We start from the raw sequence: 25,739 nt of genomic DNA, 5'->3' as shown, positions 1-25,739 counted from the left end.
CGAGGCGGGCACGCAGAGGCTCCGCGACGTCGTCAACAAGAACGTCACCGAGGACGACCTGCTCGCCGCCGTGCGCGAGGCGTTCTCGTCGGGGTGGAGGCGGCTGAAGCTCTACTTCATGGTCGGTCTGCCGACCGAGACCGACGAGGACATCACCGCTATCGGCGAGCTCGTCGGGCGCGTCTTCGCGGCCGCCCGAGACGAGGTGCCTCCCGGTGACCGCGGCGCCATCCGCGTCGCCGTGTCGGTATCGACGTTCGTGCCCAAGGCGCACACCCCGTTCCAGTGGGAGGCGCAGCTGAGCCGCGAAGAGGTCGCGCGCCGCCAGGCGCTCCTGCGCGCCTCGGTCCCGCGCAAGGGCGTCGACCTGTCGTGGCACGACCCCGACGTCTCGTTCCTCGAGGGCGCGCTCGCGCGCGGCGGGCGCGAGCTCGCGGACGTGGTCGAGGCTGCATGGCGCTCCGGCGCGGTGTTCGACGCGTGGACCGACGAGTTCGAGTTCGGCCGGTGGCTGTCGGCGTTCGAGACGTGCGGGGTGGATCCGGCCGACATCGCGTGCCGTGAGCGGGACCGCGGCGAGTCGATGCCATGGGACCACGTGCGCACCGGCATCGACCCCGCGTACCTGTGGCGGGAGCGGGAGCGGGCCCTCAGGGGTGAGACGACCGGCGACTGCTCGTGCGGCCCGTGCACCGGCTGCGGCGTCTGTCCCGACCTCGGCGTCGAGGTGCGGACGGCGGGTGAGCGCCGTGGCTAGCTCCGGCTTCCGGTTGCGCGTCCGGTACGGCAAGACGGGCCGGCTGCGCTGGCTGTCGCACCTCGAACTCGGCCACGCGATCGAGCGCAGCGTGCGCCGTGCGCAGCTGCCGTTCGCCGTCACCCAGGGCTACGTGCCCAAGATGCGCGTGGCGTTCGGCCCGGCGCTGCCCGTCGGCACGGCCGGCGAGCGCGAGTGCTACGAGGTATGGCTGACGGCGTACGTTCCCGCCGCCGAGGCGCTCGAGGCGCTGGCGGCGGCGACGCCGGAGAAGATGCGGCCCGTGGAAGCGTGGTACGCTTCCGCTGACGAACCGTCCCTGTCGGCCGGGGTGATGCTGGCCGACTACGAGGCATGCGTGGAGGGGGTGAGCGCGCAGGACCTGGCCGAGGCGCTCGGCGCGGTGTGGCGCACCGGGGAGCTGGCGGTCGAGCACAAGGGCAGACACAAGGTTTTCGACCTGGCGGGCAGCCTCCCGAAGGAGCCGCTCACCGAGGTCGCCGAGGACGGTACGGCGCGGGTGCGCCTCGCCGTCCTGATCGGACCCGAAGGGTCCCTGCGCCCCGAATCGCTCATCGCCGAGTCCCTGTCGCGTGCAGGCCTTGCCGGCGCCGTCGTGATGACGACGCGCACGGACATCCGCAGACAGGACTGACAAGGGGAGCGTCCGCGCGCACCATCCCGCACGAGGGGGTGCGCCGCGAAGTGGCGAGTATCGTGAAGGAGATGCTGGTCTCGCACGATCCGAGCGAGACCAGGGTCGCCGTCCTCGAGGACGGCGAGCTGGTGGAACTGTACGTGGAGCGGCCCAAACGCAGCGTGGTCGGCAACGTCTACCTCGGCCGCGTGCGTGACGTGCTGCCCGGGATGCAGGCCGCGTTCGTCGACGTCGGCCTGGAGAAGAACGCCTTCCTCTACGTCGACGAGGTCGTCGCGCCCGAGGGCCTCGAGGACCTGCCGCGCCGTGACATCCAGTCGCTGCTCAAGCCCGGGCAGCAGGTCGTCGTCCAGGTCGTCAAGGACCCGATGGGTACGAAGGGCGCGCGGGTGACCACCGACGTGTCGCTCCCGGGCCGCTTCCTCGTGCTCATGCCGTTCTCGGACTTCGTGGGCGCGTCGCGCAAACTCGAGGACGCCGAGCGCGACCGCCTGAGCGCGGCACTCGAGGCCGTGCGCCCCGAGGGCGTCGGCGTCATCGCGCGCACCGCGGCGGCGGGCGCCTCCGACCGTGACATCGCGTCGGACCTCGAGTTCCTGATGCGGCTGTGGAAGCGCGTCCAGGCGCTGTCGCGGGAGGCGGTCGCGCCGGAGATGCTCTACACGGAGATGGACCTGCCGCTGCGGCTCGTGCGCGACGCCTTCGGCGAGGACTTCAGGCGCCTGCTCGTCGACCACAAGGAGACGCACGACAAGATCACGTCGTTCCTCAAGCGGACGAGCCCGCAGCTGGGCAGGCGCGTGCACCTGTACCGCGACAGCGTGCCGCTGTTCGACTCGTTCGCGCTGCAGGAGCGCCTCGACACGGCGATCAAACGCACGGTGCCGTTGCCGAGCGGCGGCCACATCACGATCGACAAGACCGAGGCGCTCACCGCCATCGACGTGAACACCGGCTCGTACACAGGCCGCAGCAATCTCGAGGACACCGCCCTGCGCACCGACCTCGAGGCCGCGGACGAGGCGGTCCGCCAGATCCGCCTGCGCGACATCGGCGGCATCATCGTGATCGACTTCATCGATCTGGAGCAGGCGCAGAACCGCGGCCTGGTGATGACCCGCCTCCAGCGCGCGCTCGATCGCGACCGCACGAAGAGCCGGATCTCGGAGATGTCGCGCCTCGGCATGGTCGAGATGACGCGCAAGAACGTCACCGACGGCCTGTACGGCGTGCTCACGGAGCCGTGCCCGACGTGCCACGGCGAGGGAAGGGTCGTCTCGGACGCCACCAAGCGGATCACGGTGGAGCGCCGCATGCGGGAGATCCTGGCCGCGGGGCGCTCGCCGGCGTACCTCTTCGGGCTGAGCCCCGACACCTACGAGCTGGTGATGAGCCCCGGGCGCAACGTGCTGGCGATGCTGCGCTCCGAGACGGGCAAGCAGGTCGCGATCGTGCCGGAGCGCGACTGCGACGCCACCGAGGTGCGCGTGCTCATGGAGGGCAAGGCCGGCGCGGTCGAGCGCGCGCTGGGATAGGGGGCGGCGCGCGCGGGGAGGCGTGGACACGCCCGGGGGCGTGTGAAGGGCCGCGCTCGTTTGACCCCCCGTACCATGCTTTGATAACCTGTCTCCTCGCGCATAAGCACCCACGGAAGGTTGTCTGCATGTACGCGATCGTTTCCACCGGCGGGAAGCAGCTCAAGGTCGAATCAGGCACGGTCATCGTCGTCGAGAAGCTCGACGCGGAGCCCGGCGCCGTGGTGGACCTCGACGTCGTCTTCCTCGCGGACGGCGACGAGATCGTCGTCGATCCCGCGAAGCTGGCCGCCGCGACCGTGAAGGCCGAGGTCATCGAGCACTTCAAGGCCGCGAAGGTCATCGTGTTCAAGTTCAAGAAGCGCAAGGGCTACAAGCGCACCAAGGGCCATCGGCAGCAGCAGACCCGCCTGAAGGTGACCGAGATCCTCGCCGTGGGCGGCGATGCGAAGAAGGCCGCCAAGGCCAAGCCCGCGAAGGCCGAGGCGCCCGCCGAGAAGCCGGCCGCCCCGAAGAAGCCGGCAGCGCCCAAGGCGCCTGCGAAGCCGAAGGCCCCCGCGAAGCCCAAGGCCGAGGCCGCCCCCGCGGCCGCCGAGGCGCCCGCCGCGCCGAAGAAGCCGGCCGCGCGCAGGGCCCCCGCGAAGCCCAAGGCCGAGGCCGCTCCGGCCGCGGCTGACACCGACGCTCCCGCCGAGGCCGAGAAGCCGAAGCGCGCTCCCCGCAAGAAGGCCGAGCCGGCCGAGTAGGGCTCGGCGGCTCACCGACAGACCAAGGCAGGCGATAGTCAGATGGCACACAAGAAAGGCATGGGGTCGACCCGCAACGGTCGCGACTCCCAGTCCAAGCGCCTCGGCGTGAAGCGTTTCGCCGGGCAGGCCGTCACCGGAGGCACCATCCTGGTGCGCCAGCGCGGCACGCGCATCCATCCCGGCGACAACGTCGGCCGCGGCGGCGACGACACGCTGTTCGCGATGACCGCGGGCACCGTCGAGTTCACCCACGGAGCCAAGCGCAAGGTCCACATCCGGCCGGTGCAGGGCTAGACGGAGAGCCGTCTCACCCGGCCGGACCGAGCCGATACGAGAGAAGCCTCCGGCCGCGCGCGGTACGGGGGCTTCTTCGTTCGGAGGACGACTGAGGACGCAGGTGACCCGCAGGTGTTCGTAGACGAAGCGCGAATAACCGTGCAGGCGGGCTCCGGCGGGGCCGGCTGCACCGCGTTCCGCCGCGAGTCGCACGTCCCCAAGGGCGGGCCGGACGGCGGCGACGGCGGGCCCGGCGGTGACGTGGTCGTGCAGGCCGACGCGGGCCTGTCCACGTTGCTCGACTTCCACTACAAGCGGCACTTCAAGGCGGGCCGCGGCACGCACGGCAAGGGCTCGGCGCGCGACGGCGCCCGCGGTGAGGACGTCGTGCTGCGCGTGCCCGCGGGCACGGTGGTGCGCGAGGCCGAGTCCGGCGAGACGATCGCGGACCTGGTGCGCGCGGGTGACAGCGTGGTGGTGGCGCGCGGCGGCCGAGGAGGCCGCGGCAACCGGCACTTCGTCACGCCCACGCGGCGAGCGCCGGCGTTCTCGGAGCTCGGCGAGCCGACCGAGCCGCTCGTCATCGACCTCGAGCTCAAGCTGCTTGCCGACGCGGCGCTCGTCGGCATGCCGAGTGTGGGCAAGAGCTCGCTGATCGCCCGCATGTCGGCCGCCCGGCCCAAGATCGCCGACTACCCGTTCACGACGCTCGTGCCCAACCTCGGCGTTGTGAAGGCGGGCGCCCGCAGCTTCGTCGTCGCCGATGTCCCGGGCCTGATCGAGGGCGCGTCGGAAGGCGCCGGGCTCGGACACGCGTTCCTGCGCCACATCGAGCGCACCGCGCTCATCCTGCACGTCGTCGACCTGTCGGGCGGCTACGAACAGCGCGACGCGCTCGCGGACGTCGCGGTGATCGATCGCGAGCTCGCCTCGCACGCCGACGAGCTCGCCGAGCGTCCGCGCATCCTCGTCGGCAACAAGTGCGACGTGGAGGGCGCGGCCGAGCGCTCGGCGGCGCTGCGCGCCTACGCCGACGAGCACGGCCTCACGTACTTCGAGGTCTCCGCGGTCACCGGCGAGGGACTCGACGCGCTCACGCTCGCCGTGGGCGAGCTCGTCCACGAGCTGCGCGAGGCGGCCGTCGAGCCGGAACCCGTCCATGAGCGCGTGTACGCTCCGCGTGTCCGGGAGGAGTCGCGCTTCTCGGTGCGCAGGTTCGGTGACGGGTGGGTCGTCGAGGGCGATACCGTCGAGCGCTGGGTGATAATGACCGAGAACGACAACGTCGAGGCCCTCGCGTACCTCCAGCGGCGCCTCGCGCGGGCGGGCGTCGAGCGCGCGCTCGAAGACGCGGGCGCGGGAGACGGCGATCCGGTGACCATCGCAGGCCGCACGTTCGAGTTCTGTGCGGGGATAGTGCCCGAGGACGGCGAGGAGTACTGATGGCGCGCATCGTGGTGAAGGTGGGAAGCTCGCTGCTCACGCGTGAGGGCGGCGGGCTCGACCGCGACTTCGTCGGCGCGCTGTCGGCCCAGACTGCGGCGCTGCGTGAGAGCGGCGACCAAGTCGTCATCGTCACGAGCGGCGCCATCGCGGCCGGCATCGAGGCGCTCGGCCTTTCCGGGCGCCCCGAGGAGATCCCCGCGCTCCAGGCCACGGCGGCCGTGGGTCAGGCGCGGCTTATCGCTGCGTACGCGGACGCGCTCGCCTCGCACGGGCTCGTCGCAGGACAGGTGCTCGTCACGCGGCAGGACACGCACCACCGCACGCAGTACCTCCACGCCTGCGACACGTTCGCGCGGCTGCTCGAGATGGGCGCGGTGCCGGTCGTCAACGAGAACGACACCACCGCCGTCGAGGAGATCCGCTTCGGCGACAACGACACGCTCGCCGCGGTGGTCGCCACGATGGTGCACGCCGACCTCGTCGTGATGCTCACGGACACCGAGGGGCTCTACACCGCCGACCCGCGCACCAACCGCGACGCGGACCTGCTCGCGCACGTCGACGAGCTCACCGAGGAGATGGTCGCGGCGGCCGGCGGCGCGGGCAGCACGGTGGGCACGGGCGGCATGATCACGAAGATCGAGGCGGCGCGCGTGCTCATGAAAGCCGGCATCGACCTCGTGCTGTGCGACGGGCGCCGCGAGGGCGCCGTGGTCGCAGCTGCGCGGGGCGAGGAGATCGGCACGCGCTTCTCGGGTGCGGAAGGCCAGCTCAAGAGCCGCAAACTGTGGATCGCGGCGGGGGCCCACGCGGTCGGCACGGTGCGCGTGGACGAGGGCGCGGTCGTCGCGCTCACCCAGCGCGGCAGGAGCCTGCTGCCCGCGGGGGTCACGCACGTGGACGGCGAGTTCGCGCCCGGCGACACCGTCACGCTGGAGGGCCCGTCAGGCGAGGTCATCGCACGCGGTATCGTCTCGATGTCCTCGGCGGACCTGCGGCTGGTCCTCGGGATGCGCACGGCCGACATCCCCGCGGTGCTGCCCGGTTACGCGGGCGAGGAGGTCGTCCACCGGGACGGCTTGGTGGTACTTTGATTCTTCGAACGGGCACGCTACGGACCGGAGGTACGACGGATGTCTGAGGTCACCAACCTCGCGAAGGCCGCCCAGGTCGCTTCCCGCGGACTCGCGCTCACCTCGACGGGCCAGCGCAACCGCGCACTGCTCGCGATGGCCGCCGCACTCATGTCCGACCAGGACGCGATCCTCGCAGCGAACGCCGAGGACATGGAGGCCGCGAAGGCCAAGAACACCGCCGCGTCGCTGCTCGACCGGCTCGAGCTGAACCCCGCGCGCCTGAAGTCGATGTCGGAGGCCCTGAAGGCGCTCTCGCTGCTGCCGGACCCGGTCGGCGAGGTCGTCGGCGGCTCGAAGATGCACAACGGCATCCGGCTCGAGCAGATCCGCGTGCCGCTCGGTGTGGTCGCGATCATCTACGAGGCGCGTCCGAACGTGACCGCCGACGCCGCCGGCCTGTGCATCAAGACCGGGAACGCGGTCATCCTGCGCGGCGGCTCCATGGCGATCAAGAGCTGCTTGGCGCTCACGAAGACGCTGGCCAAGGCCGCCGTGGGCACCGGCCTGCCGGACGACTGCATCCAGTCGATCGAGAGCACGGAGCACGAGGCCGCCGAGGAGCTCATGGGCCTGCACGGGCTGGTCGACGTGCTCATCCCGCGCGGCGGCGCCGGTCTCATCCGCAGCTGCGTCGAGAACTCGAAGGTGCCGGTCATCGAGACGGGCGTCGGCAACTGCCACATCTACGTACACGAGACCGCCGACCCGAAGATGGCGGAACGTATCGTCGTGAACGCGAAGTGCCAGCGCCCGGGCGTGTGCAACGCCGCCGAGACGCTGCTTGTCGACGACGAGCACTACGAGAAGGTCCTGCCGCCGATCCTCAAGGCGCTCGAGGAGCAGGGCGTGACCATCTACGGTTGCGACAAGACCCGGGGCCTCGGGGCGATCACGCGCATCAACGCGGCCACCGATGAGGACTGGTACGCCGAGTACCTCGACCTGAAGATGGCCGTGAAGGTCGTCAAGAACATCGACGAGGCCATCCGCCACATCACGACCTACGGCAGCAAGCACTCCGAGGCCATCATCACCACGGACTACGAGGCCGCCCGGCAGTTCGTCGAGGCGGTGGACGCCGCGGCGGTGTACGTGAACGCGTCGACGCGTTTCACCGACGGCGGCGAGTTCGGCCTCGGCGCCGAGATCGGCATCTCGACCCAGAAGCTGCACGCGCGCGGGCCGATGGGGCTCGCAGCGCTCACCTCGACCAAGTGGGTCGGCTACGGAAGCGGTCAGATACGCGAGTGAGGAAGAAGTCGCGTCTCGGGATCATGGGTGGGACGTTCGATCCCATCCACTTCGGCCACCTGGTGACCGCCGAGGAGGCGCTCGTCCAGTTCAACCTCGACTCGGTGGTCTTCATGCCGACGGGCACGCCCGTGCGCAAGACGCACGTGCGCGTGTCTGACGCCGAGGACCGCTACCTGATGGCGGTGCTGGCCACGGCGAGCAACCCGGACTTCACGGTCTCGCGCATGGAGATCGAGCGGCCGGGCCCGACCTACACGGTGGACACGCTCGAGGCGCTGCGCGAGCAGTACGGCCACACCGCCGACCTGTTCTTCATCACCGGCGCCGACGCCGTGTGGGAGATGCTGAGTTGGAAGGACGCGGGCCGCTACGCGGACCTGGCGGTCTTCATCGCCGCCACCCGGCCGGGCTACGACCTGGCCGCGGCGCGTCAGGCGCACGCCGACGCGGCGAGCGGAGTGCGGATCGAGTTCATGGAGGTCCCGTCGCTGGCGATCTCGTCGACCGACATCCGCCGGCGCGTGGCCGAGCGCAGGCCCGTGCGCTACCTGCTGCCGGAGTCGGTGGCCGGCTACATCGCCAAGATGAGCCTGTACCGGGAGCCCGAGTGAACGCGCCGCTGCCGACCACGACCGACGTGCGCGCGTCGCTGGCATCACGCCTGAGCGAGCGGTCGCTCGGGCACTGCGAGCGCGTGGCCGCCGCCGCCGCTTCGCTCGCGTCGGAGTACGGGCTGAACCCGAAGGCCGCCGAGCTCGCGGGCCTGCTGCACGACTGGCACCGCGATGCCGGCGACGACGACCTGCTCGCCAGCGCCGAGGAGCTCGGTCTGGACGTCGATGAGGTCGAGCGCGCGCGGCCGTACCTGCTGCACGCGCGCACGGCGGCGGCCGAGGTGCGCCGCGAGTTCCCGGGCATCGGCGAGGACGTCGTACACGCGGTCGAGGCGCACACGCTCGGATCGGTCGGCATGAGCGACCTGGCCAAGGCGGTCTACGTCGCCGACATGATCGAGCCCGCGCGCAGCTGGGAGGGCGTCGACGAACTGCGGGCCTCGGTCGGTGAGGTCGGCCTCGACGAGCTGTTCTTCCGCGCGTATCAGCGCACGCTGTGCCACCTCGTCGCCAAGCGCAAGCGCATCCATCCGCGCGCGCATGCGGTCTGGGAGTCACTCGTCGAGGAGGTGCGGCCGTGACGGACGAGGACGCGCGGGCTCCGCTGTCCGAGGACGTGCCCGCCGACGAGGGCGCGCCGATCGAAGGGACGCCGGCCGAGGCGGCCGCCGACGAGGAGCAGATCGCGGGGCTGCTCGACGACGAGCGCCCGCGCCGCAGCAAGCTCCGCCGCGCGCCGGAGGCGCCGTCGGGCTGGCGCGGGACGCGGCGGCGGTCGAAGAGCCGCAAGGTCGCCAAGCGCGCGCAGGCCGAGTACGAGGTCAAAGAGAAGGTGACCGACGCGGTCGACACCGCCGGCCGGGTCGCGTGGCTGACGTGGCGCATGGTGTGGACCGTGGTCGGCGTGACCGTGGCGGTGAGCCTCGGGCTGTACCTGGCCGCCACCGGCGTCAACGGGCTCGCGCGCTGGATGGCGAAGCGGGCTGCCGAGCGCGCGCAGAGCGCCGAGGGCCAGTCCGAGGCCGCGCGCGACAACCTGCTGGTCATCGCGAAGGACGGCGGGGTCGCCTACGGGTTCCTCGCGCTGCGCGTCGAGCCCGAGGAGCAGCAGGTCTGGGGTCTCGCCATCCCGGCCGCGGTCTTCGTGGAGGTCCCAGGCCAGGGGCTCGAGAAGGTGGGCGAGAGCCTCATCGGCGGCCCGGACGTCGCGATGGCGGCCGTGTCGAACTTCCTCGGCGTGCGGTTCGACCAGTACGTGGTGGTCGACAAGGCGATCTACCAGTCGGCGCTCGAGAAGCAGTCCGTCGCCGGCATGATCGCAGGCCAGCAGGACACCAACCTCACCGCGGAGGCGAAGACGCGGTTCGCCTCGGTCATGGACGTGGCGGCGGGCAGCAGAATCGGGCTGGCGCCGCTGCCGGTCAAGCCGCTGTCGCTCGGCGATGAGGAGTACCTCGAGCCGCAGACCGAGGCGGTGGCGGACCTGCTCGCGAAGTGGTGGGACGTCACGCCCGAGTCGGCGGCGGAGCGCGTCCGCATCATCGTCTACAACGGCGCCGGCGTGCCGGGGATCGGCGGGGTCGCCGCCAAGCAGCTCATCAAGGCGGGGTTCCGCGTGGTGAGCACCGGCAACGCCGACAACTTCAACTACCGCGAGACGATCATCACGGTCGAGACGGCCGACGCCAAGCCCGGCGAGGACGTGCGCCGCGCGCTCGGCGGCGTGGGCAAGGTCTCGCAGCGCGAGTCCACCCAGGGCGTCGCCGACGTGATCGTCATCATCGGCAAGGACTACAAGCCGCCCGCGGGCGAATGAACGCGAGGGGAGCGAGGGCGCTGGACGCCAGGGAGCACGCGCTGTTGGCGGCGGAGGCCGCATCCGACAAGAAGGCCGTCGACCTGATCGCCATGAACGTGGCGGACCAGCTCGTCGTCACCGACTACTTCGTGATCGCCACCGGCACGAGCGACCGGCACGTCGCGACGATCGCCGAGGCGGTCGAGCGGCGCATGCGCGACGCCGGCGTCCACTGTATCGGCCGCGAGGGCGAGCGCGAGGCGCGATGGATCCTGCTCGACTTCGGGGACGTCGTCATGCACGTGTTCCAGCCGGCAGAGCGCGAGTTCTACCGGCTCGACAAGCTGTGGAACGACGCCGAGCGGCTCGCGTTGCCCGAAGAGATCGCGTCCCCTGAGACGGCCGGCGCGGGCGCGGGCGCTCCGGACGGCGAGTGAGCGCGGGGCGCTTCAGCAGGCTGGCGGTCTCGCTCGCCCTCGTCGCGGTCGCGATGGTGTGGGGCGGCACCTTCGTCATGGTCAAGGCCGCCGTGGCCGCCTACCCGCTCTACGCCTTCCTCGGCTGGCGCTTCACGGTCGCGAGCGTGGCGTTCGTCGTCCTGTTCCCGGGCGTGTTCAAGCGGTTCGGCCCGGGTACGCTGCGCGTCGGACTGCTGGCGGGCGTCCTTCTGACGGCGGGCTACGTGTTCCAGACGTGGGGCCTGCAGGGCACCTCGGCGTCGAAGGCCGCGTTCATCACCGGGATGTTCGTGGTGATCACGCCGGTCCTGCAGGCAGTCGTGCTGCGGCGCGTGCCGCACGCGTACGCGCTCGCGGGCGTCGGGCTCGCCGTGGTCGGGATGTGGCTGCTCACCGGGGGTGTGGACGGCTGGAACTCGGGCGACACGCGGGTGCTCCTGTGCGCGGTCGCATACTCGGCGCACATGATCGTGCTCGGCGGGCTCGGGCGGCGGCACGATGCGGTGGCGCTCACGCTGGTCCAGCTCGCGACCGCTGCGGTGTTCTGCGGCGCGGTCGCGGCGGTGGTCGAGCGGCCGCCGCTGCCGACCGGCGGGCAGCTGTGGCTCGCGCTCGCGGTCACCGGCGTGCTCGCCTCGGCGGTGGCGTTCGCGGTGCAGACCCACGCCCAGCGGCTGCTCTCGCCGACGAGCACCGCGCTCATCCTCGTGTGCGAGCCGGCGTTCGGCGGCCTGTTCGGGTGGTGGCTCGGCGGCGACGTCTTCGGCGCGCCGCAGCTGGCCGGAGCTGCGCTGATCCTCGGCGGCATGGTGTCGGCCGAGGCGCTCGCGATGCTGCGGCCGCGCGGGGCGAGCGATGCGAGGCTCGAGCCGGCCGTCGAGGGCCCGCCCGTCGCCGAGCTGGGCGAGACGGGCGGGTAGCTACCGCTCCCAGGAGTGCTTCTGCGAGCGGATCCACTCCGCAATCTTGGCGTCCTCGTGCCGCACGTGGTCCTCGAGCCACGTGAAGATGTGCACCGACAGCGTGATCGGCAGGACGTACGTGCCCGCGAGGAACGCCTCCGAGAGTTCGAGCGTCTCCGCAGCGAAGTCCGCGTGCTGTTCGCGCTGCTCCTCGTAGCCCGGGTAGCCGACGCGCTGCATGAGGGCCTCCTCGTCGGCGAAGTGGACTCCGATGTACTCGTTGAGTTCCTCGATGGTACGTGCGACGAGTTCGTCACCGACACCGTCGAGGATGGCGTCGTGCAGCCGGTTGATGATGCCGAAGAGGTAGCGGTGCTGGGCGTCGACGTCCTCGTCGCCCGTCGCGAGCTTCTCGTCCCAGTCGTACCGGCTCATGTGTGTCCCCCTGCGGGCCGCTCGTGCACGTCGTGACGAGCGTAGCACGCCGCACCAGCTCGCGTTGACCCTCGGCGAGCCGCTGATATACTGTCGCTTGCCCTTCGGGGCTCTTGAAGCATGTGGGGCCTTAGCTCAGCTGGGAGAGCGTCTGGCTGGCAGCCAGAAGGTCAGGGGTTCGAGCCCCCTAGGCTCCACCAAGGCAACGACGGTGAGGCCCCTCGGAAACGAGGGGCCTCACCTGCGCTGGTGGGTCGTTATGGGCTTGAGGGCGACGGGCGCCGAGCCGCTGGGGGCTGCCCAAGTCTGCCGAAAGTCTGCCGAATGGGAAGTCAGAGGGCCGCAAGCGCTCTTTCGATAGCCTCGCCGACGAGTGCGGCGGCGTCTCGCTGCTGCCCCGGAAGCACATGGGCGTAGACCCTCAGAGTCAGTGCAGGGTCGGCGTGTCCGAGCCGGGCTGAGACGACGTGAACGGGGACGCCGGCGCGCAGCATGATCGTCGCGTGAGCGTGTCGCAAGTCGTGGAACCGTACCGAGTGTTGCCCTGCTGGATATCAAGAAGCTCGGCCACATCGGCGAAGGCGGTGGAAAACGATTCGGGGGCAACAGGAGCCCACGAGGACTGGGCTGGGACGCCGTGCACGTGGCGATCGACGACCACTCGCGTCTGGCCTTCGCGGAGATCCTCCCTGACGAAACCGCGGCGAGCGTCACGGCCTTCACAGAGCACGCCTTGGAGTTCTTCGCTGCCGCCGGCATCGAGGTGCGTCGGGTCCTGACGGACAACGGTTCAGGCTACTGCTCGTACGCGTTTCGCAGCCTGCTCAGCGATCGCAGCATCGCAGTCAAGAAGACTCGTCCGTACCGACCTCAGACCAACGGCAAGGCTGAGGCGTCCGTCAGAATCATCACGAACGAGTGGGCATACGTCAGACCGTACGCGAACAGCGAGGAACGGGCCGAGCGACTCGACCCGTTCCTGAGTACTACAATCTCCATCGACCGCATGGAGGAATCGGCGGCAAGCAACCAATCACGCGGGTCCAGCCGTAAACAACGTGCGTGGACCGTTCACCTAGTGACCTATCAGGACCGGCCGGCCACTCACTCGCATCACGGACAGCGACACGGAGCCGAGCAACAGCTCGCCCTGAATCGTCCGCCCGCGCGAGCCCATCGCGAAGCTCGTGGTGCCGTGCTCTTTAGAGAGCCGCAGTATCTCGTCGACGACGTTGCCCACTGCCAGCTCCGTGTCGGCCTCGATCCCCGACTCGGCGAGTTCGCGCTGGATCCCGGCGAGGATGCGTCGTGCCGAGCGTTCGTGAGGGCCGCTCTCGTCCTGCTTGGCCGGGTCGATGATCGAGCTCACCAGCACACGGCCAACGCCACCGCCTGCCAGCGACTTGATGAAGTCGAGCATGCGCTCGGCGGGGTCGGAGAAGTCGGTGGGGTGCTGGATGTAGCTGAACGCCTCAGCGCCCATCGCGCGTATGTCATCCGCCGAGGACTCGGAGAGCACCTTGAACGGCACCAGCATCACGGGCAGCGTGGAGGTGCGAGCGAGCTCCTCGGAGACACTGCCGAGCGTGATCTCGTTGAGCACCGTCTTGGCGCGCGTCCCGAGCACGATGGCGTCTGCCGAGTGTTCCGCCGCCGTCTGGACTATCGCCGCCGCCGGTGCACCGCCGGCCAGAACGCATTCGAAGTCGATATCGGAGCCTTCCAGCCCGGCGCAGATCGAGTCGAGCGTGCGTGACAGCTCGGACTCCTTCTGCAGTGCGACCGAGCGCTCCATGCCGGTCAGCTGTGCGACGTGGATCGCGACCACGCGCCGCACCCCCCACCGGGACATCCCCGCGACAAACTGGAGCACCCGCTGGTCGTGGTCGGACAGTTCCACGGGAACGGCGACGGTCTTCAGCATGGCGCACCCCCTGCGCGAGACTGCTCCCCCGGAGCGATGCGGCCATGGTAGCCGTCGGCGCGCGAGCGGACAATCGATGCGGCCGCCTGGCTGGGGCATCGCGCCCGGAAGCGGGTGCGACGATGGCGCTTGCGGGTGCGGGGGGCGCACCGACGGGAGGAGCAGCCGTGACCGAGGTCCAGACACCCGACGGACGCGAGTTCTCGGTCGCGGCGCGACTCTACGTATGCTCGGGCCGCGTGCTCCCGCGGGGCGGCGGCCTGTTCTTCTGGACCTCGCCCACCGGGGAGACGGTGAGCTCCAAGACGCTGGCCGAGGCGCTGGTCATCACCACCATCGACTGGCTCAACGAGAACGGGTGGGTCCAGATCTGGACCGCCGAGGTCAAGCAACTGTTCGTCAAGGTCCCGGTGCTCTGCGTCCGGGCACTGCACTCCGGCGCGCCCGGGTTCGCCGGCAGACTCCTCGAGAGCACGGGCTGACAGGACTCGGACGTCATGCAGATGACCGCCGCGCTGATAGGAGGCGTTTCCGCCGACCCCAAGATGGAGATCCTGGGAGAGGCGGAGCGCGAGTTCAGCGATGCTGGCGTGTGCCTGGCCGGCGTCTGGAACGCCGAGTGGCTCGGCTACCTCTCGGCCGCGTGGCTCCCCGAGGCCGCGCAGTGGTACGCCCACGCGATGGCGCAGCCGTGGGCCGAGACGGCCCGGCGCAACACCGTCGCCGGCATCGGAGCGAAGCTCGCGGCGAGGCGTGACGACGACTGACACTGGAGGTCACCGATGAGCGGAACCAGGAAGTTCACGATCCTGCACAGCAACGACATGCACGGGGACTTCCTAGCGGAACAGGCGCTTCACACCACGCGCGCGAACCACGGAATCCCGAACACGCCCAGCAGGAGCGTAGCCGCCAGCACCAGCGTCAGTGCCACCGCGAGCATTCCGCGAGGCCTTGGCATCCTCGCCTCCGGACTCGTCGGGGGAAGCGCATACATCCGCTGCGTGATGCGCAGGTAGTAGCCCACCGCCACGACCGTGTTGATCAGACCGGCCGCCGCCAGGTAGGCGAGACCGCCGTCCACGGCACTCTTGAACAACACGAACTTGCCGAAGAAGCCGGCCAGGGGCGGCGTGCCGCCCAAAGAGAACAGGAAGATGGCCATCGACGCCGCCAGCAGCGGCGAGCGTTTCGCCAGGCCGTTGAACTCGTCCATGAGCGTCGACTCCTGCCCTGAGACGCCGAGGATGACGAAGAAGGCGCCGAGGTTGGCGAACGTGTACACGGTCAGGAAGAACAGTAGCGCGCCGAACGCCGCCTCACCTCCCGCCACAAGGCCGACCAGGGCGTAGCCGGTGTTCGAGATGCCCGAGTACGCGAGCATGCGCCTGACGTCGCTCTGCTGCAGCGCTACCAGGTTGCCGAACGTCATCGACAGCAACGCGAGAAGACCGATGTACAGCCTGATCGTGGGATAGCCCGCCGCGTACGTCGGACCGAGGATGCGGAAGATGGCGAGCACTATGGCGACCTTCGGGACCGTGGCGATGTAGGCCACCACGGGAGTGGAGCCGCCCGCGTACACATCCGGGCTCCAGAAGTGGAACGGGAAAGCGACGATCTTGAAACCCAGACCCATGAAGAGCAGGAAGAACGCGAACAGCACCACGTCGGCTCGGCCAGGCATCTGCGTCCCACCGCTGAACAGCGGCCGCGCGTAGCTGATCGTCCCGAACGACCCGTACAGCAACGACATGCCGTACAGCATCACGATGGACGCGAGCATCCCCAGCATGAAGTACTTGAGCCCGGCCTCGACCGCGGCCTGCTGGCGCCGGATGATCGCGGTCAGCGCGTAAGTCGGCAGCGCGAGCAACTCGATCCCGATGAACAGCATGAGCATCGTCTGCCCGCCGACGACGATGACCTCACCCAGCAGCGACATCACGAACAGAGTGAAGTACTCCAGCCTGGACTCGTCCTCGTAGAACTCCCAGGAAGCCATGACCACCAGCGCCCCGGCGGTGCAGAACAGCACTCGGCCGAAGGACGTCATGTCGTCGAAACGCAGCGTCCCACCGAAGTAGGTCCCGTAGAACGCCGCACGGTTGGCCGCCAGATAGACGGCGGCGGCCACCGCCGCCAGCAGCCCGCCCACCGCGAACGTCCGGATGCGCCTGCGCACGGCGCCGCCGACCACGTCCGCGCTCGCCAGACCCAGCGCGGTCAGGATCAGTAGGACCTCGGGCAGCCAGGCTATCAGCGAGCGGGTCAAGTCAGCCCCCGAGTACCTTGGCCAACGCCACACCCACCGCGTCGGACATCTTCAGGAACGGGTGCGGGTAGACGCCGAGCGCCAACGCGAACGCCATCAGGGGCAGCACGGCCGCCAGCTCGAACGGCCGCGCGTCCTCCGTCGGCCCGTGGTGGGCCACCTCGGGCGGCGCGAACACCGCCTTCTGCAGCATTCGCAGGAAGTACGCGGCCGTCAGCACCACGCCGATCACCGCGAACGCCGTCACCCACGGATAGGCGGCGAACCCGGCCAGCAGCGAGAGGAACTCGCCCACGAAGCCGGCCAGTCCCGGCAGGCCGAGCGAGGCGAACGACGCGAACACGAGCGCGATCGAGATCCTCGGGATCTCCTTGATCAGCCCGCCGAGCTTGGCGATCTCCTTGGTGTGGTAGCGCTCGTAGATCATGCCGACCAGGAAGAACAGCAGCCCGGTGATGATCCCGTGGTTGAACATCTGGAGGACCGCGCCGTCGACCCCGGACGCCGTACCGGACGCGATCCCGAGCACCACGAACCCCATGTGGCTGATCGACGAGTAGGCGACCATCTTCTTCAGGTCCTTCTGCGTCAGCGCCAGGGCCGCGCCGTACACGATGTTGATCACGCCGAGGACGCCCATCCACACGCCCAGCTTCTCGAAGGCGCCGGGCAGAGTGGGCAGCGACATCCGCAGGAACCCATAGCCCCCCATCTTCAGCAGGATGCCGGCGAGCAGCACGCTGCCTACCGTCGGCGCCTCCACGTGCGCGTCAGGAAGCCAGGTGTGGAACGGGAATATCGGCACCTTGACCGCGAAGCCGAGGAACAGCGCAGCGAAGATGACGTATTGGGTGTTCAGCGCATACTTGCCGGCCTGTCCCCATGCGGCGATCTGGAGCACGTCGAACGTCCTCGGCCCGTAGAAGTACAACAGCAGCACGCCGAGCAGCATGACCACGCTGCCCATCAGCGTATAGATGAAGAACTTGACGCTGGCGTACTGCCGCCTCTCCCCTCCCCAGATGTTGATGAAGAAGAACATCGGGAGCAGCACGAGCTCCCAGAACACGTAGAAGAGCACATAGTCCAGCGCCATGAACACGCCGATCATGCCGACCTCGAGCAGCGCGAGAAGAAAGAAGAACGTCTTGACCTGCTCGGTGACGCGCGCCGCGTACAGCGCGCACAGGAACGTGAGCAGCGCGGCCAGGAACACGAGGGGCATCGACAGCCCGTCGACGCCGAGGTAGTACGTCATGCCGATCGACGGCACCCAAGGATAGCGCTCGACGAACTGCATGCCCGGCGCGCCACGCTGGAACGCGAGCAGGATCGTGGTCGCCCAGACCAGTATCGCGCCGGTCCCGACTATCGAGACGAGCCGGATGGCCCGCTCGGCGCGCATCGGGATGAGCACCGTCACGAGCGCTAGGCCCAGAGGCATGAACAGCAGCACGGAGAGCGCCGGCAGGCCGCCGAGTGTCTGTGTCATGGAGACAACCACCTCGCAACGTAGAAGACCGCGATACCGATGAGCAGCATGAACAGCGCGTAGTTCGACAGGGCCCCCGTCTGCAGCCGCCGCGCCCGGCGGCCCAGACCCATCGTGGCGTTGCTGATGGACTGCGAGATCGCATCGACTCGCGACGCGTCGAAGCGCGTGACCGCCTGCGCCACCCGCGATCCTGCCGCGCCGACGACGTCGTTCGTGCGGTCGATGACGCGCGCGTCGAGGGCGCGCATCCACGCGGACACGGCCGATGTGAGCCTCACGAACAGAACCTCGTAGAAGACGTCCACTTCGACGTAGCGCTGCAGCGCGCCGCCGAGCGCTATCGCTGACCGCGACACGAAGTACACGATCCACGAATCCACGTCCAGGCGCCTGAGCGAGCGGGAAACACTGTACGCCGGGCGCACGAAGAGCTGGCCGGACATGCGCTGCACTATCGACTCGACATCGCGCAGCAACCTGCTCAGTCGCATCGCCGGCCGCACGAGGAACTCGCCTGAAGCCCGCTGCACCCGCTGTCCGGGGCTTGGCCGCTGATGTGGCAGCTCGCAGGTGGCGGTCCGGCAGTGCACCCACGCCATCTGGATGCCAGCGGCCACCGCCGCCACGCTCAGCAGCATCAGACCGATGATGGGCGCTTCGTGTTCATGCGGCGCGATGAGACCTCCCAGGAACGCCTTGCCGAACGGGAAGTTCACGGCACCCGCGGCCACGACCGCCGCGGCGAGCACCATCATCGGCACCGTCATCACACGGGGCGACTCGTGCGCCCCCCCGTGCGTGCTCTCGTCGACGTGCCCGTGCGAGTGCGCTCCGGCGGTCGCGGGGGCACGCGAGGTGCCCGAGAAGACCGTGAAGTACAGCCGGAACGTGTAGAACGCTGTCAGGATCGCGGTGGCGAGCGCGAGCAGGAAGACCACCTTGCCCAGCACCGGGCCCAACGCCTCCCATCGCCACAGCGTGGTCAGGATCTCGTCCTTCGAGAAGAAGCCGGCCAGCGGCGGCACGCCCGCCAACCCGAAAGCACCGATCAGCATCGCGGTCGCCGTGACCGGCATGGCGCTGCGGAGGCCGCCCATCTCCCGGATGTCCTGCGTCCCGGTGCCGTGGATGACCGAGCCGGCCGACAGGAACAGCAGGCTCTTGAAGAAGCCGTGAGTGATGAGGTGGAACACGGCGGCAACGTACCCGCCGGCGCCGAGCGCCGCCATCATGTAGCCGAGTTGGCTCATCGTGGAGTACGCCAGCGTGCGTTTGATGTCGTTCTCGGAGAGCGCCAGAACCGCCGCGAACATCGCCTAGACCACCCCCACGCCAGTGATGAACGGCAGCGCGAAGTGCGACGCCTCGAAGACGGGGTACGTCCGGGCCACCAGGAACACGCCGGCCGCGACCATCGTGGCCGAGTGCAGCAGGCCGGAGACCGGGGTCGGCCCGGCCATCGCGTCGGGCAGCCACACATGCAACGGGAACTGCGCGCTCTTGCCGACGGCCCCCATCAGCAACAGTAGCGCTGCCAGCGCCAGGAATCGAGGATCGGCCTCCTCAACGAGGCGCGGAAGCTCCCGCAGGTCCAGCGACCCGAGGCGGATCCACAAGAGCGCCGTGCCGGCGAGGAACCCCATGTCCCCGATACGGGTCGTGATGAACGCCTTGATGCAGGCGCGCCTAGACTCCTCACGCTCGTACCAGAACCCGATCAGCAGGTAGCTGCACAGGCCCATGACCTCCCAGAACACCATCACCTGCAGCAGGTTCGAACTGATGACGAGCGCGAACATCGAGGTCAGGAACAGCGAGAACGCCGAGAAGAACCACCCGTAGCGCTCGTCCCCGCACATGTAGCCGGCCGCGTACGTGAACACCATCGCGGCAACGACGGCCACCATCACGAGGACCGAGGCCGACAGCCCGTCGACGAACACGCCGAACTCGACAGGGCGCCCCCCGACGATCGCCCACGGGAACGTCGCGTGGATCACCGCCCCCTCGCCGCCGGCGGCGATGTGCAGCAGCAGCGCCACGGAGCAAGCCAGCGAGCCGAACACCGCGGCCAGCGCCACCCAGTGCGCCCGCCCGCCGAGCCTGCGCCCGAACGCGGCGAGCAGGACGAAGGATGCCGCGGGCAGAGCGGGGACGGCGATCGCCAGTATCTCGGGGCGCACGTTCACCCCTCGAGCATCCTCAATCCCTCGACGTCCACGTCCCCGCGGCGCCGGAAGTACAGCAGGACGAGTGCCAGACCGACGCCGATCTCGGCGGCGGCGATCACCATGGAGAACAGTGCGAACGTGGTCCCGCTCATCAGCTTGTCGCCCATCCCGCGGTCGAAGGCTACGAACGTGAGATCGACCGCGTTGAGCATGAGCTCCAGGCACATCACGGCTTGGATCAGACTGCGCCGTGTCAGGAAGCCGAGCATCGCCAGCAGGAAGACGGCGGCCCCGAGGTACAGCGAGGGTGTCACCGGCACCGTGCTCACTCGGCCTCTCTCGCCAGGTAGACGGCCCCGATGAGCGCCCCGAGAAGCACCAGGGACGCCAGCTCGAACGGGACCGCGTAGGTCAAGAACAGGTGCGTGGCCAACGCGTCCGTGCCGCGCGGCGGGCCGGGCTCGGCGGGCATCAGCCGCGCCGCCGCCACGATCACCCTGACGACCCCGACCGCGAACACGCCGACAACCAGGGGCGCCGCCCAGCGCTGGCGGTGCAGGAGCTGATCCCAACCCGGCACCGAGGTGCGGGTCATCATGATCACGAAGATGACGAGGATGCTGACCGCGCCCGCGTAGACGAAGACCTGCAGCAGCGCGATGAACGTGGCACCCAGCAGCGCGAAGATACCCGCGAAGCCGATGAGCGCTCCCGCGAGGAACACGGCGCTGTGCACGTAGTTGCGCGACAGCATCGCCAGCGCCGACAAGCCGAGTATGAACACGGCCAGCGCCGCGAACAGCATCGTGCCCAGCAGCGGGGCGCTCACTGCCGCTCCGCCTGGCGCTCGGCGGCATGGGCCTGACCCGCCGGGCTCTCGAAGAGCGTCGCGATCGTCGCCTCGCGTGTGCGCACCGCCATGTCGAAGGCACCCGTGAAGCCGAGGCACCCCGTCGGGCACGCCTCCACGCAAAGCCCGCAGAACGTGCACCTGCCGACGTTGGCGACCATCCGCACGAGCCTGCGACCGTCGCCGGTGTCCACATCGAGGCGCAGCGCGTGGTCGGGGCAGGCATTCGCGCACGCCAGACACGCCTTGCAGTCCGTCGAGCCGTCCTCGGCCAGACTCATCGCCAGGCGCATGCGCGAGCGCTCGGGCAGCTGCCTCACCTCGTACGGGTACAGCACCGTCCAAGCCGGCATGAACGCGCGCCTGATCGTGGCGGAGAAGCCTTTCGCCATCCCAGTGCCGAACACGTCCGTCCCCTTCTTCAGAACACGCGCGGCCAGATCGTCGTGAGCAGTCCGATCAGCAGGAGGTTCGCGAACCCGATCGGGATCAGCACTTTCCAGCTCGTCTCCATCAGGATGTCGACGCGCACGCGCGGCAGCGTTCCGCGCACCCAGATCAGCGCCGTGACCAGCAGCCAGACTTTGAGCAGCAGCCAAAGCGGCGACGCCGGCAGGAACGGCAAGTTCCAGCCGCCGAGGTACAACATCGAGACGAGCATCGTGCCCACGAACATCACCGAGTACTCGGCCATCATGAACAGGCCGTAGCGCATTCCCGAGTACTCGACGTTGTACCCGGCTACCAGCTCGGACTCGGCCTCCGGCATGTCGAACGGCGTGCGGTTCATCTCGGCGATCATCGCGACGCACGTCAGCACGAATCCCACAGGCTGCTTGAACACGTACCAGACGGCATGCTGCGCCGAGACGATATCGGTCAGCCGGAGCGAGCCTGCCATCACCACCACCGACAGTGCGCCGAGCAGCATCGGCACCTCGTAGCTGATCTGCTGCGCCGAGGAGCGCAACGCGCCGAGCAGCGAGTACTTGTTCGCCGAGGCCCATCCCGCCACCGTGAAGCCGACCGGCAGGAGCGCTTGGAACGCGAACACGAAGAAGAGCCCGTGGCGCATGTCGACCAGCGCCGCACCCGGCCCGAACGGCAGCGCGACGTAGGCGACGTAGGTGGGCACGACCACCATCGCCGGCGCGAGCGAGAAGAACATCCGGTCGGCGGCCAGCGGCCGAGTCGACTCCTTCGTGAGCATCTTCAGTCCGTCGGCGGGCAGTTGCAGCAGCCCGTGCCACCCGTGGTGCAGCGGACCGTGCCTCCGGTGGATGCGGGCGATGAACTTGCGCTCCCACCATACGAACATCAGCGTATTGACGCCCATCAGCGCGAGCAGCCCGACCAGCCACACGAGCGCACGCATGAGTTGCCCTACGCTCACCGGTCGATCTCCCCCATCACCAGGTCGATGCTGCCGGCGATCGCGATGAGGTCCGCCAGCTTGTGGCCTACGGCCATGCGCGGGAGAGTCGAGATGTTCACGAGCGCCGGCGAGCGGAAGTGCAAACGGTACGGGGTCGCGGTGCCATCGGAGACGATGAGGACTCCGAGCTCCCCTCGAGGTGTCTCGGTGCGCACGTAGACCTCGCCCTCGGGCGGCTTGAGGTTGCGGGGGACCTTGTTGCGCACCTCTCCCTCGGGCATCGCGTCGATCAGCCGCACCGCCATCCGGCACGACTCGCGCATCTCGGCCACGCGCACGAGGTAGCGGTCGTAACAGTCGCCGGATGCTCCCGTGTGCACCTCCCACTCGATGCGGTCGTACGCCGCGTACGGTGCGTCCTTGCGCAGGTCGCGAGCGCACCCTGTGGCACGCAGCATCGGGCCGGTGAGCCCCCACGACAGCGCCAGATCCTGACCGATCGCGCTGAGACCGACCGTCCTCGAGCGGAAGATCTCGTTGCGGGTCAGCAGCGCCTCGTAGGTATCGATCGCCCGGGGCATGTGGTCGGCTGCGAACGAGCGCACCCGCTCGAGCCAGCCGCCGGGGACCTCCTCGCGCACGCCGCCGAAGCGCAGGAAGTTCGGCATCATGCGGCTGCCGCACAGCTCCTCGAACAGGTCCAGCAGCATCTCGCGCTCGATGAAGCAGTAGATGAACGGCGTCCACGCCCCCAGGTCCAGCCCATAGGAGCCGAACCAGACGAAGTGGCTGGCGAGACGCTGCAGCTCGGCCAGGAGTGTGCGCAGGTACTCGGCGCGCTCGGGGACCTCGATGCCGGCGAGCGTCTCGACCGCCCGGCAGTACGCCAGCTCGGTGCAGAAGCCCGAGACGTAGTCCATGCGGTCGACGAGCACCTGGCACTGTGCGTACGTGCGGCCTTCCGCCAGCTTCTCGATGCCGCGGTGCAGATAGCCGACCACCGGCCGCACCGAGCACACCTCCTCGCCGCTCAACTCCACGATGAGGTGCATCACGCCGTGCGTGGACGGATGCTGCGGCCCGACGTTGACCGAGATCGTCTGAGTGGACGATGCGAGCGAGGTCACCATGAGGACTCCTCGCACAGGAACGCCTTGCGCAGCGGCGCGCCCTCGAAGTCGTCGGTCAGCAGCAGGCGCCTCGGGTCGGGGTGATCGAGGAAGGTGACGCCGAACATCTCGGCAGCCTCTCGCTCCAGCCAATCCGCCGAGGGCCACACGTTCGTCACCGAAGCCACCCTCGGCGTGTCGGGCGGCAGCGACGTGCGCAACTGCAGGCACTCGGCCGGCGAGTCGAAGACGTGGGCCACGACGTCCAGGGTCTCGGCGCGATCGATCAGCGTCAGGTCCGAGAGCTCCATGCCCGTCAGCGCGATGTGCTCGCAGGCGGACCGCCACTCCGCGGGCGGCACCACCAGGACCTCGCCGGACAGCGTCGCCTCGACCCGCGCGCCAGGGATGCGCGAGGCGATGTCAGCCACCCGAGCGCACACGCGCAACGCCCCCCTTCGGCGGCACGCCCCTGCGGATCCCGTCGCGCAGCTCCAACAGCCCAGCCATCAGCGCCTCGGGGCGCGGCGGGCAGCCCGGCACGTATATATCGACCGGGACCACCGTGTCCGCACCGGGCAGCACGTTGTAGGAGCCCGCGAACGCGCCGCCCGAGATCGCGCAACTGCCCATCGCGAGCACCCAGCGAGGTTCGGCCATCTGCTCGTAGAGGAGCTTGATGACCGGCTCCATGCGCTTGGTCACCGGTCCGGCCACGATCATCACGTCACACTGGCGCGGAGTGGCCCGGAATATGATGCCGAAGCGGTCGAGATCGTAGCGGGGCGAGCCCGCCGTCATCATCTCGATCGCGCAGCACGCGATCCCGTAGGTCAGCGGCCACAACGAGCGGGAACGGCCCCAAGCGACCAGTCGATCAAGGCCGGAGAGGACGACCCCGCCTTCTGTCCGGATGGTCACTCCCACCTCAGCGCCCCCTTGCGCCAAGCGTAGCTAACCCCGACCCACAGCACGGCGACGAACGCCGTGACCTCGGCCAGACCCACCCAAGCCAGCCGCTTGTGCACGAGCACCCAAGGGAAGAAGAACGCCGTCTCGATGTCGAAGATGACGAAGAGAAGGGCGAAGACGTAGTACTGAACGCGGAACGGCAGCCACGGCTGGCCACGGGGAGGCACGCCGCACTCGTACGTCTGCAGTTTGGACGCCGTGGGATGCGACGGTGCGAGAAACCTCACGGCACCGTACACCAAGGCCACGAAGAGCACACCCACCACCCCGGCGAGTGCGACCGCTCCGAACGATGCGGCGTCCACCGGACCCCCAACCCCCCTCCCGGACGAGCCAGCAGCACGCGCGGGAGAAGTTATGAGCGGTGTATTCGGGCAGCGGGGTCCCGTTCCTCCAACCGACCGGTGAGAACTGGCCGCGATGACCCGCGACAGTCGGTATGCGGTACGGAATGGGCGGCGAAAGGCCGGCGGCCGTCTCGCGCGAGCCTAGCTCCACGCGCGGACGGATGTAGGTTCCTGTCGGCCAAGGCGACGTGATCGAGCGCGGAGTTTGCCGAAAGTCGGCCGAAAGAGCGCGGTACACATTGAGCGGCTGCGAGACGGTGCGGGCGCGACAGCGACAATGCGGGCGCAGACGCCACTAATGACCTGTGCGGACGGGGCACACGGCGGCACACTGTGAGCCGCGCCGAGCCGAACCGATAGCCCCCACCTCGTTTTCGAGCCCCCTGGGCTCCACCAATCGACCACTCGCACGCCCGTCGCGCCCGCGGCGGGCGTCGTTGCGTCTGGACGAAGGCGACCGCGCGGGGGAGAATCGGTCTCGGAGGTTCCGACGGGGAGGAGGAGCACGTGAAGGGGTTGTGGAAGCGTCTCCTGATCGTGGCGGCCTTGGCCGCGCTCGCGTTCGCTCTCGCGGGATGCATCGAGCTCACCCAGCATGTGACGATCAACTCGGACAACAGCGCCGACATCGAGATGACCGTCGCCGTCGACAAGTCCGCGCTCGAGAGCTTCAACTCGCTCGGCGGCACCTCGACCACCGATGCCGAGGATCCCTTCGCAAAGACCAAGACCGAGGCCGAAGGTGAGGGCTACACCGTCGAGGACTACGAGAGCGAGGACGGTGCGAAGACCGGCTTCGTGGCCAAGAAGCACCTCGCCAACGCGTCCGATCTCGCCTCGGAGATGGGGACGAGCGCGACGGGTCCGGGCATCACCGTCGACAGCGACTTCTTCAAGTCGAGCTACACCGTTGACCTGACGATGGTCGGCGAGGGCGAGTCCGCCGACGCCGGCGACTACTCCAGCGTCATGACCTCGAGGTTCCTGCTCACCTTCCCTGAGGGCAGCACCATCGGTGAGACGAACGGCACGCCGCTGGCCGACGACCCGATGACCCTCGAGTGGGAGATGTCGCCGGGTTCCGACACCGTGATCAATGCCGTGGGGACGTGGAACAACCCGCTCGGGCCGACCCTGCTCATCAGCTGCGGCTGCTGTGCCGTCCTGCTGATCGTGCTCGTGGTCGTCATCGTCCTGATCGTG

28 protein-coding genes, 1 tRNA gene and 2 pseudogenes are annotated in these 25,739 nt (G+C 69.2%); 17 read left to right on the top strand and 14 right to left on the bottom strand.

Features of this window, described 5'->3' with window-relative positions; translation table 11 throughout:
• The first annotated feature begins 749 nt into the window (after positions 1-749).
• The 12 genes from FDZ70_00585 to FDZ70_00530 all read left to right on the top strand — a co-directional run bounded on the left by FDZ70_00585 (position 750) and on the right by FDZ70_00530 (position 11,601).
• On the top strand, positions 750-1,412 hold the full coding sequence (locus tag FDZ70_00585) for a DUF2344 domain-containing protein (GenBank protein ID TLM80498.1): 663 nt from the start codon (positions 750-752) through the stop codon (positions 1,410-1,412).
• Between the two features lie 50 nt (positions 1,413-1,462).
• Entirely contained in the window at positions 1,463-2,950 is a 1,488-nt protein-coding gene (locus FDZ70_00580; GenBank protein TLM80496.1) for an Rne/Rng family ribonuclease, read from the top strand.
• A 128-nt stretch (positions 2,951-3,078) separates the two neighbouring features.
• Positions 3,079-3,696, top strand: a complete 618-nt coding sequence (gene rplU / locus FDZ70_00575) for a 50S ribosomal protein L21 (protein TLM80495.1) — start codon at positions 3,079-3,081, stop codon at positions 3,694-3,696.
• Positions 3,697-3,738: 42 nt separating this feature from the next.
• Positions 3,739-3,993 carry a 50S ribosomal protein L27 gene (locus FDZ70_00570; GenBank protein TLM80494.1) on the top strand — a complete coding sequence of 85 codons (255 nt, stop codon included), beginning with the start codon at positions 3,739-3,741 and terminating at the stop codon, positions 3,991-3,993.
• Between the two features lie 114 nt (positions 3,994-4,107).
• On the top strand, positions 4,108-5,418 hold the full coding sequence (gene obgE / locus FDZ70_00565; GenBank protein TLM80493.1) for a GTPase ObgE: 1,311 nt from the start codon (positions 4,108-4,110) through the stop codon (positions 5,416-5,418).
• A complete protein-coding gene (gene proB / locus FDZ70_00560; protein ID TLM80492.1) occupies positions 5,418-6,515 on the top strand; it encodes a glutamate 5-kinase in 1,098 nt (365 codons plus the stop codon). Before obgE ends, proB begins: the two co-directional genes overlap by 1 nt.
• 39 nt (positions 6,516-6,554) lie before the next feature.
• Positions 6,555-7,808, top strand: a complete 1,254-nt coding sequence (locus FDZ70_00555; protein ID TLM80491.1) for a glutamate-5-semialdehyde dehydrogenase — start codon at positions 6,555-6,557, stop codon at positions 7,806-7,808.
• Between the two features lie 23 nt (positions 7,809-7,831).
• Positions 7,832-8,422, top strand: a complete 591-nt coding sequence (locus FDZ70_00550; GenBank protein TLM80497.1) for a nicotinate-nucleotide adenylyltransferase — start codon at positions 7,832-7,834, stop codon at positions 8,420-8,422.
• A complete protein-coding gene (locus tag FDZ70_00545; GenBank protein ID TLM80490.1) occupies positions 8,419-9,006 on the top strand; it encodes an HD domain-containing protein in 588 nt (195 codons plus the stop codon). The genes FDZ70_00550 and FDZ70_00545 overlap by 4 nt, the downstream gene beginning before the upstream one ends.
• On the top strand, positions 9,003-10,241 hold the full coding sequence (locus tag FDZ70_00540) for a LytR family transcriptional regulator (GenBank protein ID TLM80489.1): 1,239 nt from the start codon (positions 9,003-9,005) through the stop codon (positions 10,239-10,241). The genes FDZ70_00545 and FDZ70_00540 overlap by 4 nt, the downstream gene beginning before the upstream one ends.
• Positions 10,238-10,660, top strand: a complete 423-nt coding sequence (gene rsfS, locus FDZ70_00535; protein TLM80488.1) for a ribosome silencing factor — start codon at positions 10,238-10,240, stop codon at positions 10,658-10,660. Before FDZ70_00540 ends, rsfS begins: the two co-directional genes overlap by 4 nt.
• The gene (locus FDZ70_00530) at positions 10,657-11,601 is read left to right on the top strand and encodes a DMT family transporter (protein TLM80487.1); all 945 of its coding nucleotides are present in this window, start codon (positions 10,657-10,659) and stop codon (positions 11,599-11,601) included. The genes rsfS and FDZ70_00530 overlap by 4 nt, the downstream gene beginning before the upstream one ends.
• On the opposite strand, the gene FDZ70_00525 is transcribed toward FDZ70_00530, so the two are convergent.
• The gene (locus tag FDZ70_00525) at positions 11,602-12,018 is read right to left on the bottom strand and encodes a bacteriohemerythrin (protein TLM80486.1); all 417 of its coding nucleotides are present in this window, start codon (positions 12,016-12,018) and stop codon (positions 11,602-11,604) included. It abuts the gene before it with no gap.
• Positions 12,019-12,142: 124 nt separating this feature from the next.
• On the opposite strand from FDZ70_00525, the gene FDZ70_00520 reads away from it, so the two are divergent.
• Positions 12,143-12,218, top strand: a tRNA-Ala gene (locus tag FDZ70_00520).
• A gap of 132 nt (positions 12,219-12,350) precedes the next feature.
• On the opposite strand, the pseudogene FDZ70_00515 reads toward FDZ70_00520, so the two are convergent.
• Positions 12,351-12,548, bottom strand: a pseudogene (locus tag FDZ70_00515) (site-specific integrase).
• Positions 12,549-12,562: 14 nt separating this feature from the next.
• On the opposite strand from FDZ70_00515, the pseudogene FDZ70_00510 reads away from it, so the two are divergent.
• Positions 12,563-12,940 (top strand): annotated as a pseudogene (locus tag FDZ70_00510) (transposase family protein).
• 153 nt (positions 12,941-13,093) lie between these two features.
• Here the strand turns inward: FDZ70_00510 and FDZ70_00505 are convergent.
• On the bottom strand, positions 13,094-14,041 hold the full coding sequence (locus tag FDZ70_00505) for a universal stress protein (GenBank protein TLM80485.1): 948 nt from the start codon (positions 14,039-14,041) through the stop codon (positions 13,094-13,096).
• A 68-nt stretch (positions 14,042-14,109) separates the two neighbouring features.
• On the opposite strand from FDZ70_00505, the gene FDZ70_00500 reads away from it, so the two are divergent.
• Positions 14,110-14,424, top strand: a complete 315-nt coding sequence (locus FDZ70_00500; protein TLM80484.1) for a hypothetical protein — start codon at positions 14,110-14,112, stop codon at positions 14,422-14,424.
• A 15-nt stretch (positions 14,425-14,439) separates the two neighbouring features.
• The gene (locus FDZ70_00495; GenBank protein TLM80483.1) at positions 14,440-14,709 is read left to right on the top strand and encodes a hypothetical protein; all 270 of its coding nucleotides are present in this window, start codon (positions 14,440-14,442) and stop codon (positions 14,707-14,709) included.
• 89 nt (positions 14,710-14,798) lie between these two features.
• Here the strand turns inward: FDZ70_00495 and FDZ70_00490 are convergent, their stop codons facing one another.
• From FDZ70_00490 to FDZ70_00440, 11 genes are all read right to left on the bottom strand, one after another.
• Positions 14,799-16,250, bottom strand: a complete 1,452-nt coding sequence (locus FDZ70_00490; protein ID TLM80482.1) for an NADH-quinone oxidoreductase subunit N — start codon at positions 16,248-16,250, stop codon at positions 14,799-14,801.
• Complete coding sequence (locus FDZ70_00485) at positions 16,219-17,709, bottom strand: NADH-quinone oxidoreductase subunit M (protein ID TLM80481.1); 1,491 nt, start codon at positions 17,707-17,709, stop codon at positions 16,219-16,221. The genes FDZ70_00490 and FDZ70_00485 overlap by 32 nt, the downstream gene beginning before the upstream one ends.
• Positions 17,706-19,025, bottom strand: coding sequence for a hypothetical protein (locus tag FDZ70_00480; GenBank protein ID TLM80480.1), 1,320 nt, complete (start codon positions 19,023-19,025; stop codon positions 17,706-17,708). The genes FDZ70_00485 and FDZ70_00480 overlap by 4 nt, the downstream gene beginning before the upstream one ends.
• 3 nt (positions 19,026-19,028) lie before the next feature.
• Positions 19,029-20,108, bottom strand: a complete 1,080-nt coding sequence (locus FDZ70_00475; protein ID TLM80479.1) for a hypothetical protein — start codon at positions 20,106-20,108, stop codon at positions 19,029-19,031.
• A gap of 100 nt (positions 20,109-20,208) precedes the next feature.
• Positions 20,209-20,712: an NADH-quinone oxidoreductase subunit J gene (locus FDZ70_00470; GenBank protein TLM80478.1), complete on the bottom strand. Its 504-nt coding sequence runs from the start codon at positions 20,710-20,712 to the stop codon at positions 20,209-20,211.
• Entirely contained in the window at positions 20,709-21,140 is a 432-nt protein-coding gene (locus tag FDZ70_00465) for a 4Fe-4S dicluster domain-containing protein (GenBank protein TLM80477.1), read from the bottom strand. The genes FDZ70_00470 and FDZ70_00465 overlap by 4 nt, the downstream gene beginning before the upstream one ends.
• 14 nt (positions 21,141-21,154) lie before the next feature.
• Positions 21,155-22,126: an NADH-quinone oxidoreductase subunit NuoH gene (nuoH, locus tag FDZ70_00460; protein TLM80476.1), complete on the bottom strand. Its 972-nt coding sequence runs from the start codon at positions 22,124-22,126 to the stop codon at positions 21,155-21,157.
• On the bottom strand, positions 22,123-23,238 hold the full coding sequence (locus FDZ70_00455; GenBank protein ID TLM80475.1) for an NADH-quinone oxidoreductase subunit D: 1,116 nt from the start codon (positions 23,236-23,238) through the stop codon (positions 22,123-22,125). Before FDZ70_00455 ends, nuoH begins: the two co-directional genes overlap by 4 nt.
• On the bottom strand, positions 23,232-23,723 hold the full coding sequence (locus FDZ70_00450) for an NADH-quinone oxidoreductase subunit C (GenBank protein ID TLM80474.1): 492 nt from the start codon (positions 23,721-23,723) through the stop codon (positions 23,232-23,234). The genes FDZ70_00455 and FDZ70_00450 overlap by 7 nt, the downstream gene beginning before the upstream one ends.
• Positions 23,641-24,165 (bottom strand): NADH-quinone oxidoreductase subunit B, encoded by a 525-nt coding sequence (locus FDZ70_00445; protein TLM80473.1) that lies wholly within the window; start codon positions 24,163-24,165, stop codon positions 23,641-23,643. Before FDZ70_00445 ends, FDZ70_00450 begins: the two co-directional genes overlap by 83 nt.
• Positions 24,135-24,623, bottom strand: a complete 489-nt coding sequence (locus tag FDZ70_00440; protein TLM80472.1) for an NADH-quinone oxidoreductase subunit A — start codon at positions 24,621-24,623, stop codon at positions 24,135-24,137. The genes FDZ70_00445 and FDZ70_00440 overlap by 31 nt, the downstream gene beginning before the upstream one ends.
• 420 nt (positions 24,624-25,043) lie before the next feature.
• On the opposite strand from FDZ70_00440, the gene FDZ70_00435 reads away from it, so the two are divergent.
• A partial coding sequence (locus FDZ70_00435; GenBank protein TLM80471.1) for a hypothetical protein occupies positions 25,044-25,739 on the top strand: 696 nt, incomplete at its 3' end.

This window comes from Actinomycetota bacterium (assembly GCA_005774595.1).
In the GTDB taxonomy this organism is placed as follows: Bacteria; Actinomycetota; Coriobacteriia; order Anaerosomatales; family D1FN1-002; genus D1FN1-002.
This window is presented reverse-complemented; position numbering and strand designations above follow the sequence as displayed.

Bases quoted from the DNA above. Each gene is read 5' to 3' on its own strand.
- rplU (TLM80495.1), top strand. From the start codon at position 3,079: ATGTACGCGATCGTTTCCACCGGCGGGAAGCAGCTCAAGGTCGAATCA.
- FDZ70_00570 (TLM80494.1), top strand. From the start codon at position 3,739: ATGGCACACAAGAAAGGCATGGGGTCGACCCGCAACGGTCGCGACTCC.
- proB (TLM80492.1), top strand. From the start codon at position 5,418: ATGGCGCGCATCGTGGTGAAGGTGGGAAGCTCGCTGCTCACGCGTGAG.
- FDZ70_00555 (TLM80491.1), top strand. From the start codon at position 6,555: ATGTCTGAGGTCACCAACCTCGCGAAGGCCGCCCAGGTCGCTTCCCGC.
- FDZ70_00550 (TLM80497.1), top strand. From the start codon at position 7,832: ATGGGTGGGACGTTCGATCCCATCCACTTCGGCCACCTGGTGACCGCC.
- rsfS (TLM80488.1), top strand. From the start codon at position 10,238: ATGAACGCGAGGGGAGCGAGGGCGCTGGACGCCAGGGAGCACGCGCTG.
- FDZ70_00525 (TLM80486.1), bottom strand. From the start codon at position 12,018: ATGAGCCGGTACGACTGGGACGAGAAGCTCGCGACGGGCGACGAGGAC.
- FDZ70_00505 (TLM80485.1), bottom strand. From the start codon at position 14,041: ATGCCCCAGCCAGGCGGCCGCATCGATTGTCCGCTCGCGCGCCGACGG.
- FDZ70_00495 (TLM80483.1), top strand. From the start codon at position 14,440: ATGCAGATGACCGCCGCGCTGATAGGAGGCGTTTCCGCCGACCCCAAG.
- FDZ70_00485 (TLM80481.1), bottom strand. From the start codon at position 17,709: ATGACACAGACACTCGGCGGCCTGCCGGCGCTCTCCGTGCTGCTGTTC.
- FDZ70_00480 (TLM80480.1), bottom strand. From the start codon at position 19,025: ATGTTCGCGGCGGTTCTGGCGCTCTCCGAGAACGACATCAAACGCACG.
- FDZ70_00455 (TLM80475.1), bottom strand. From the start codon at position 23,238: ATGGTGACCTCGCTCGCATCGTCCACTCAGACGATCTCGGTCAACGTC.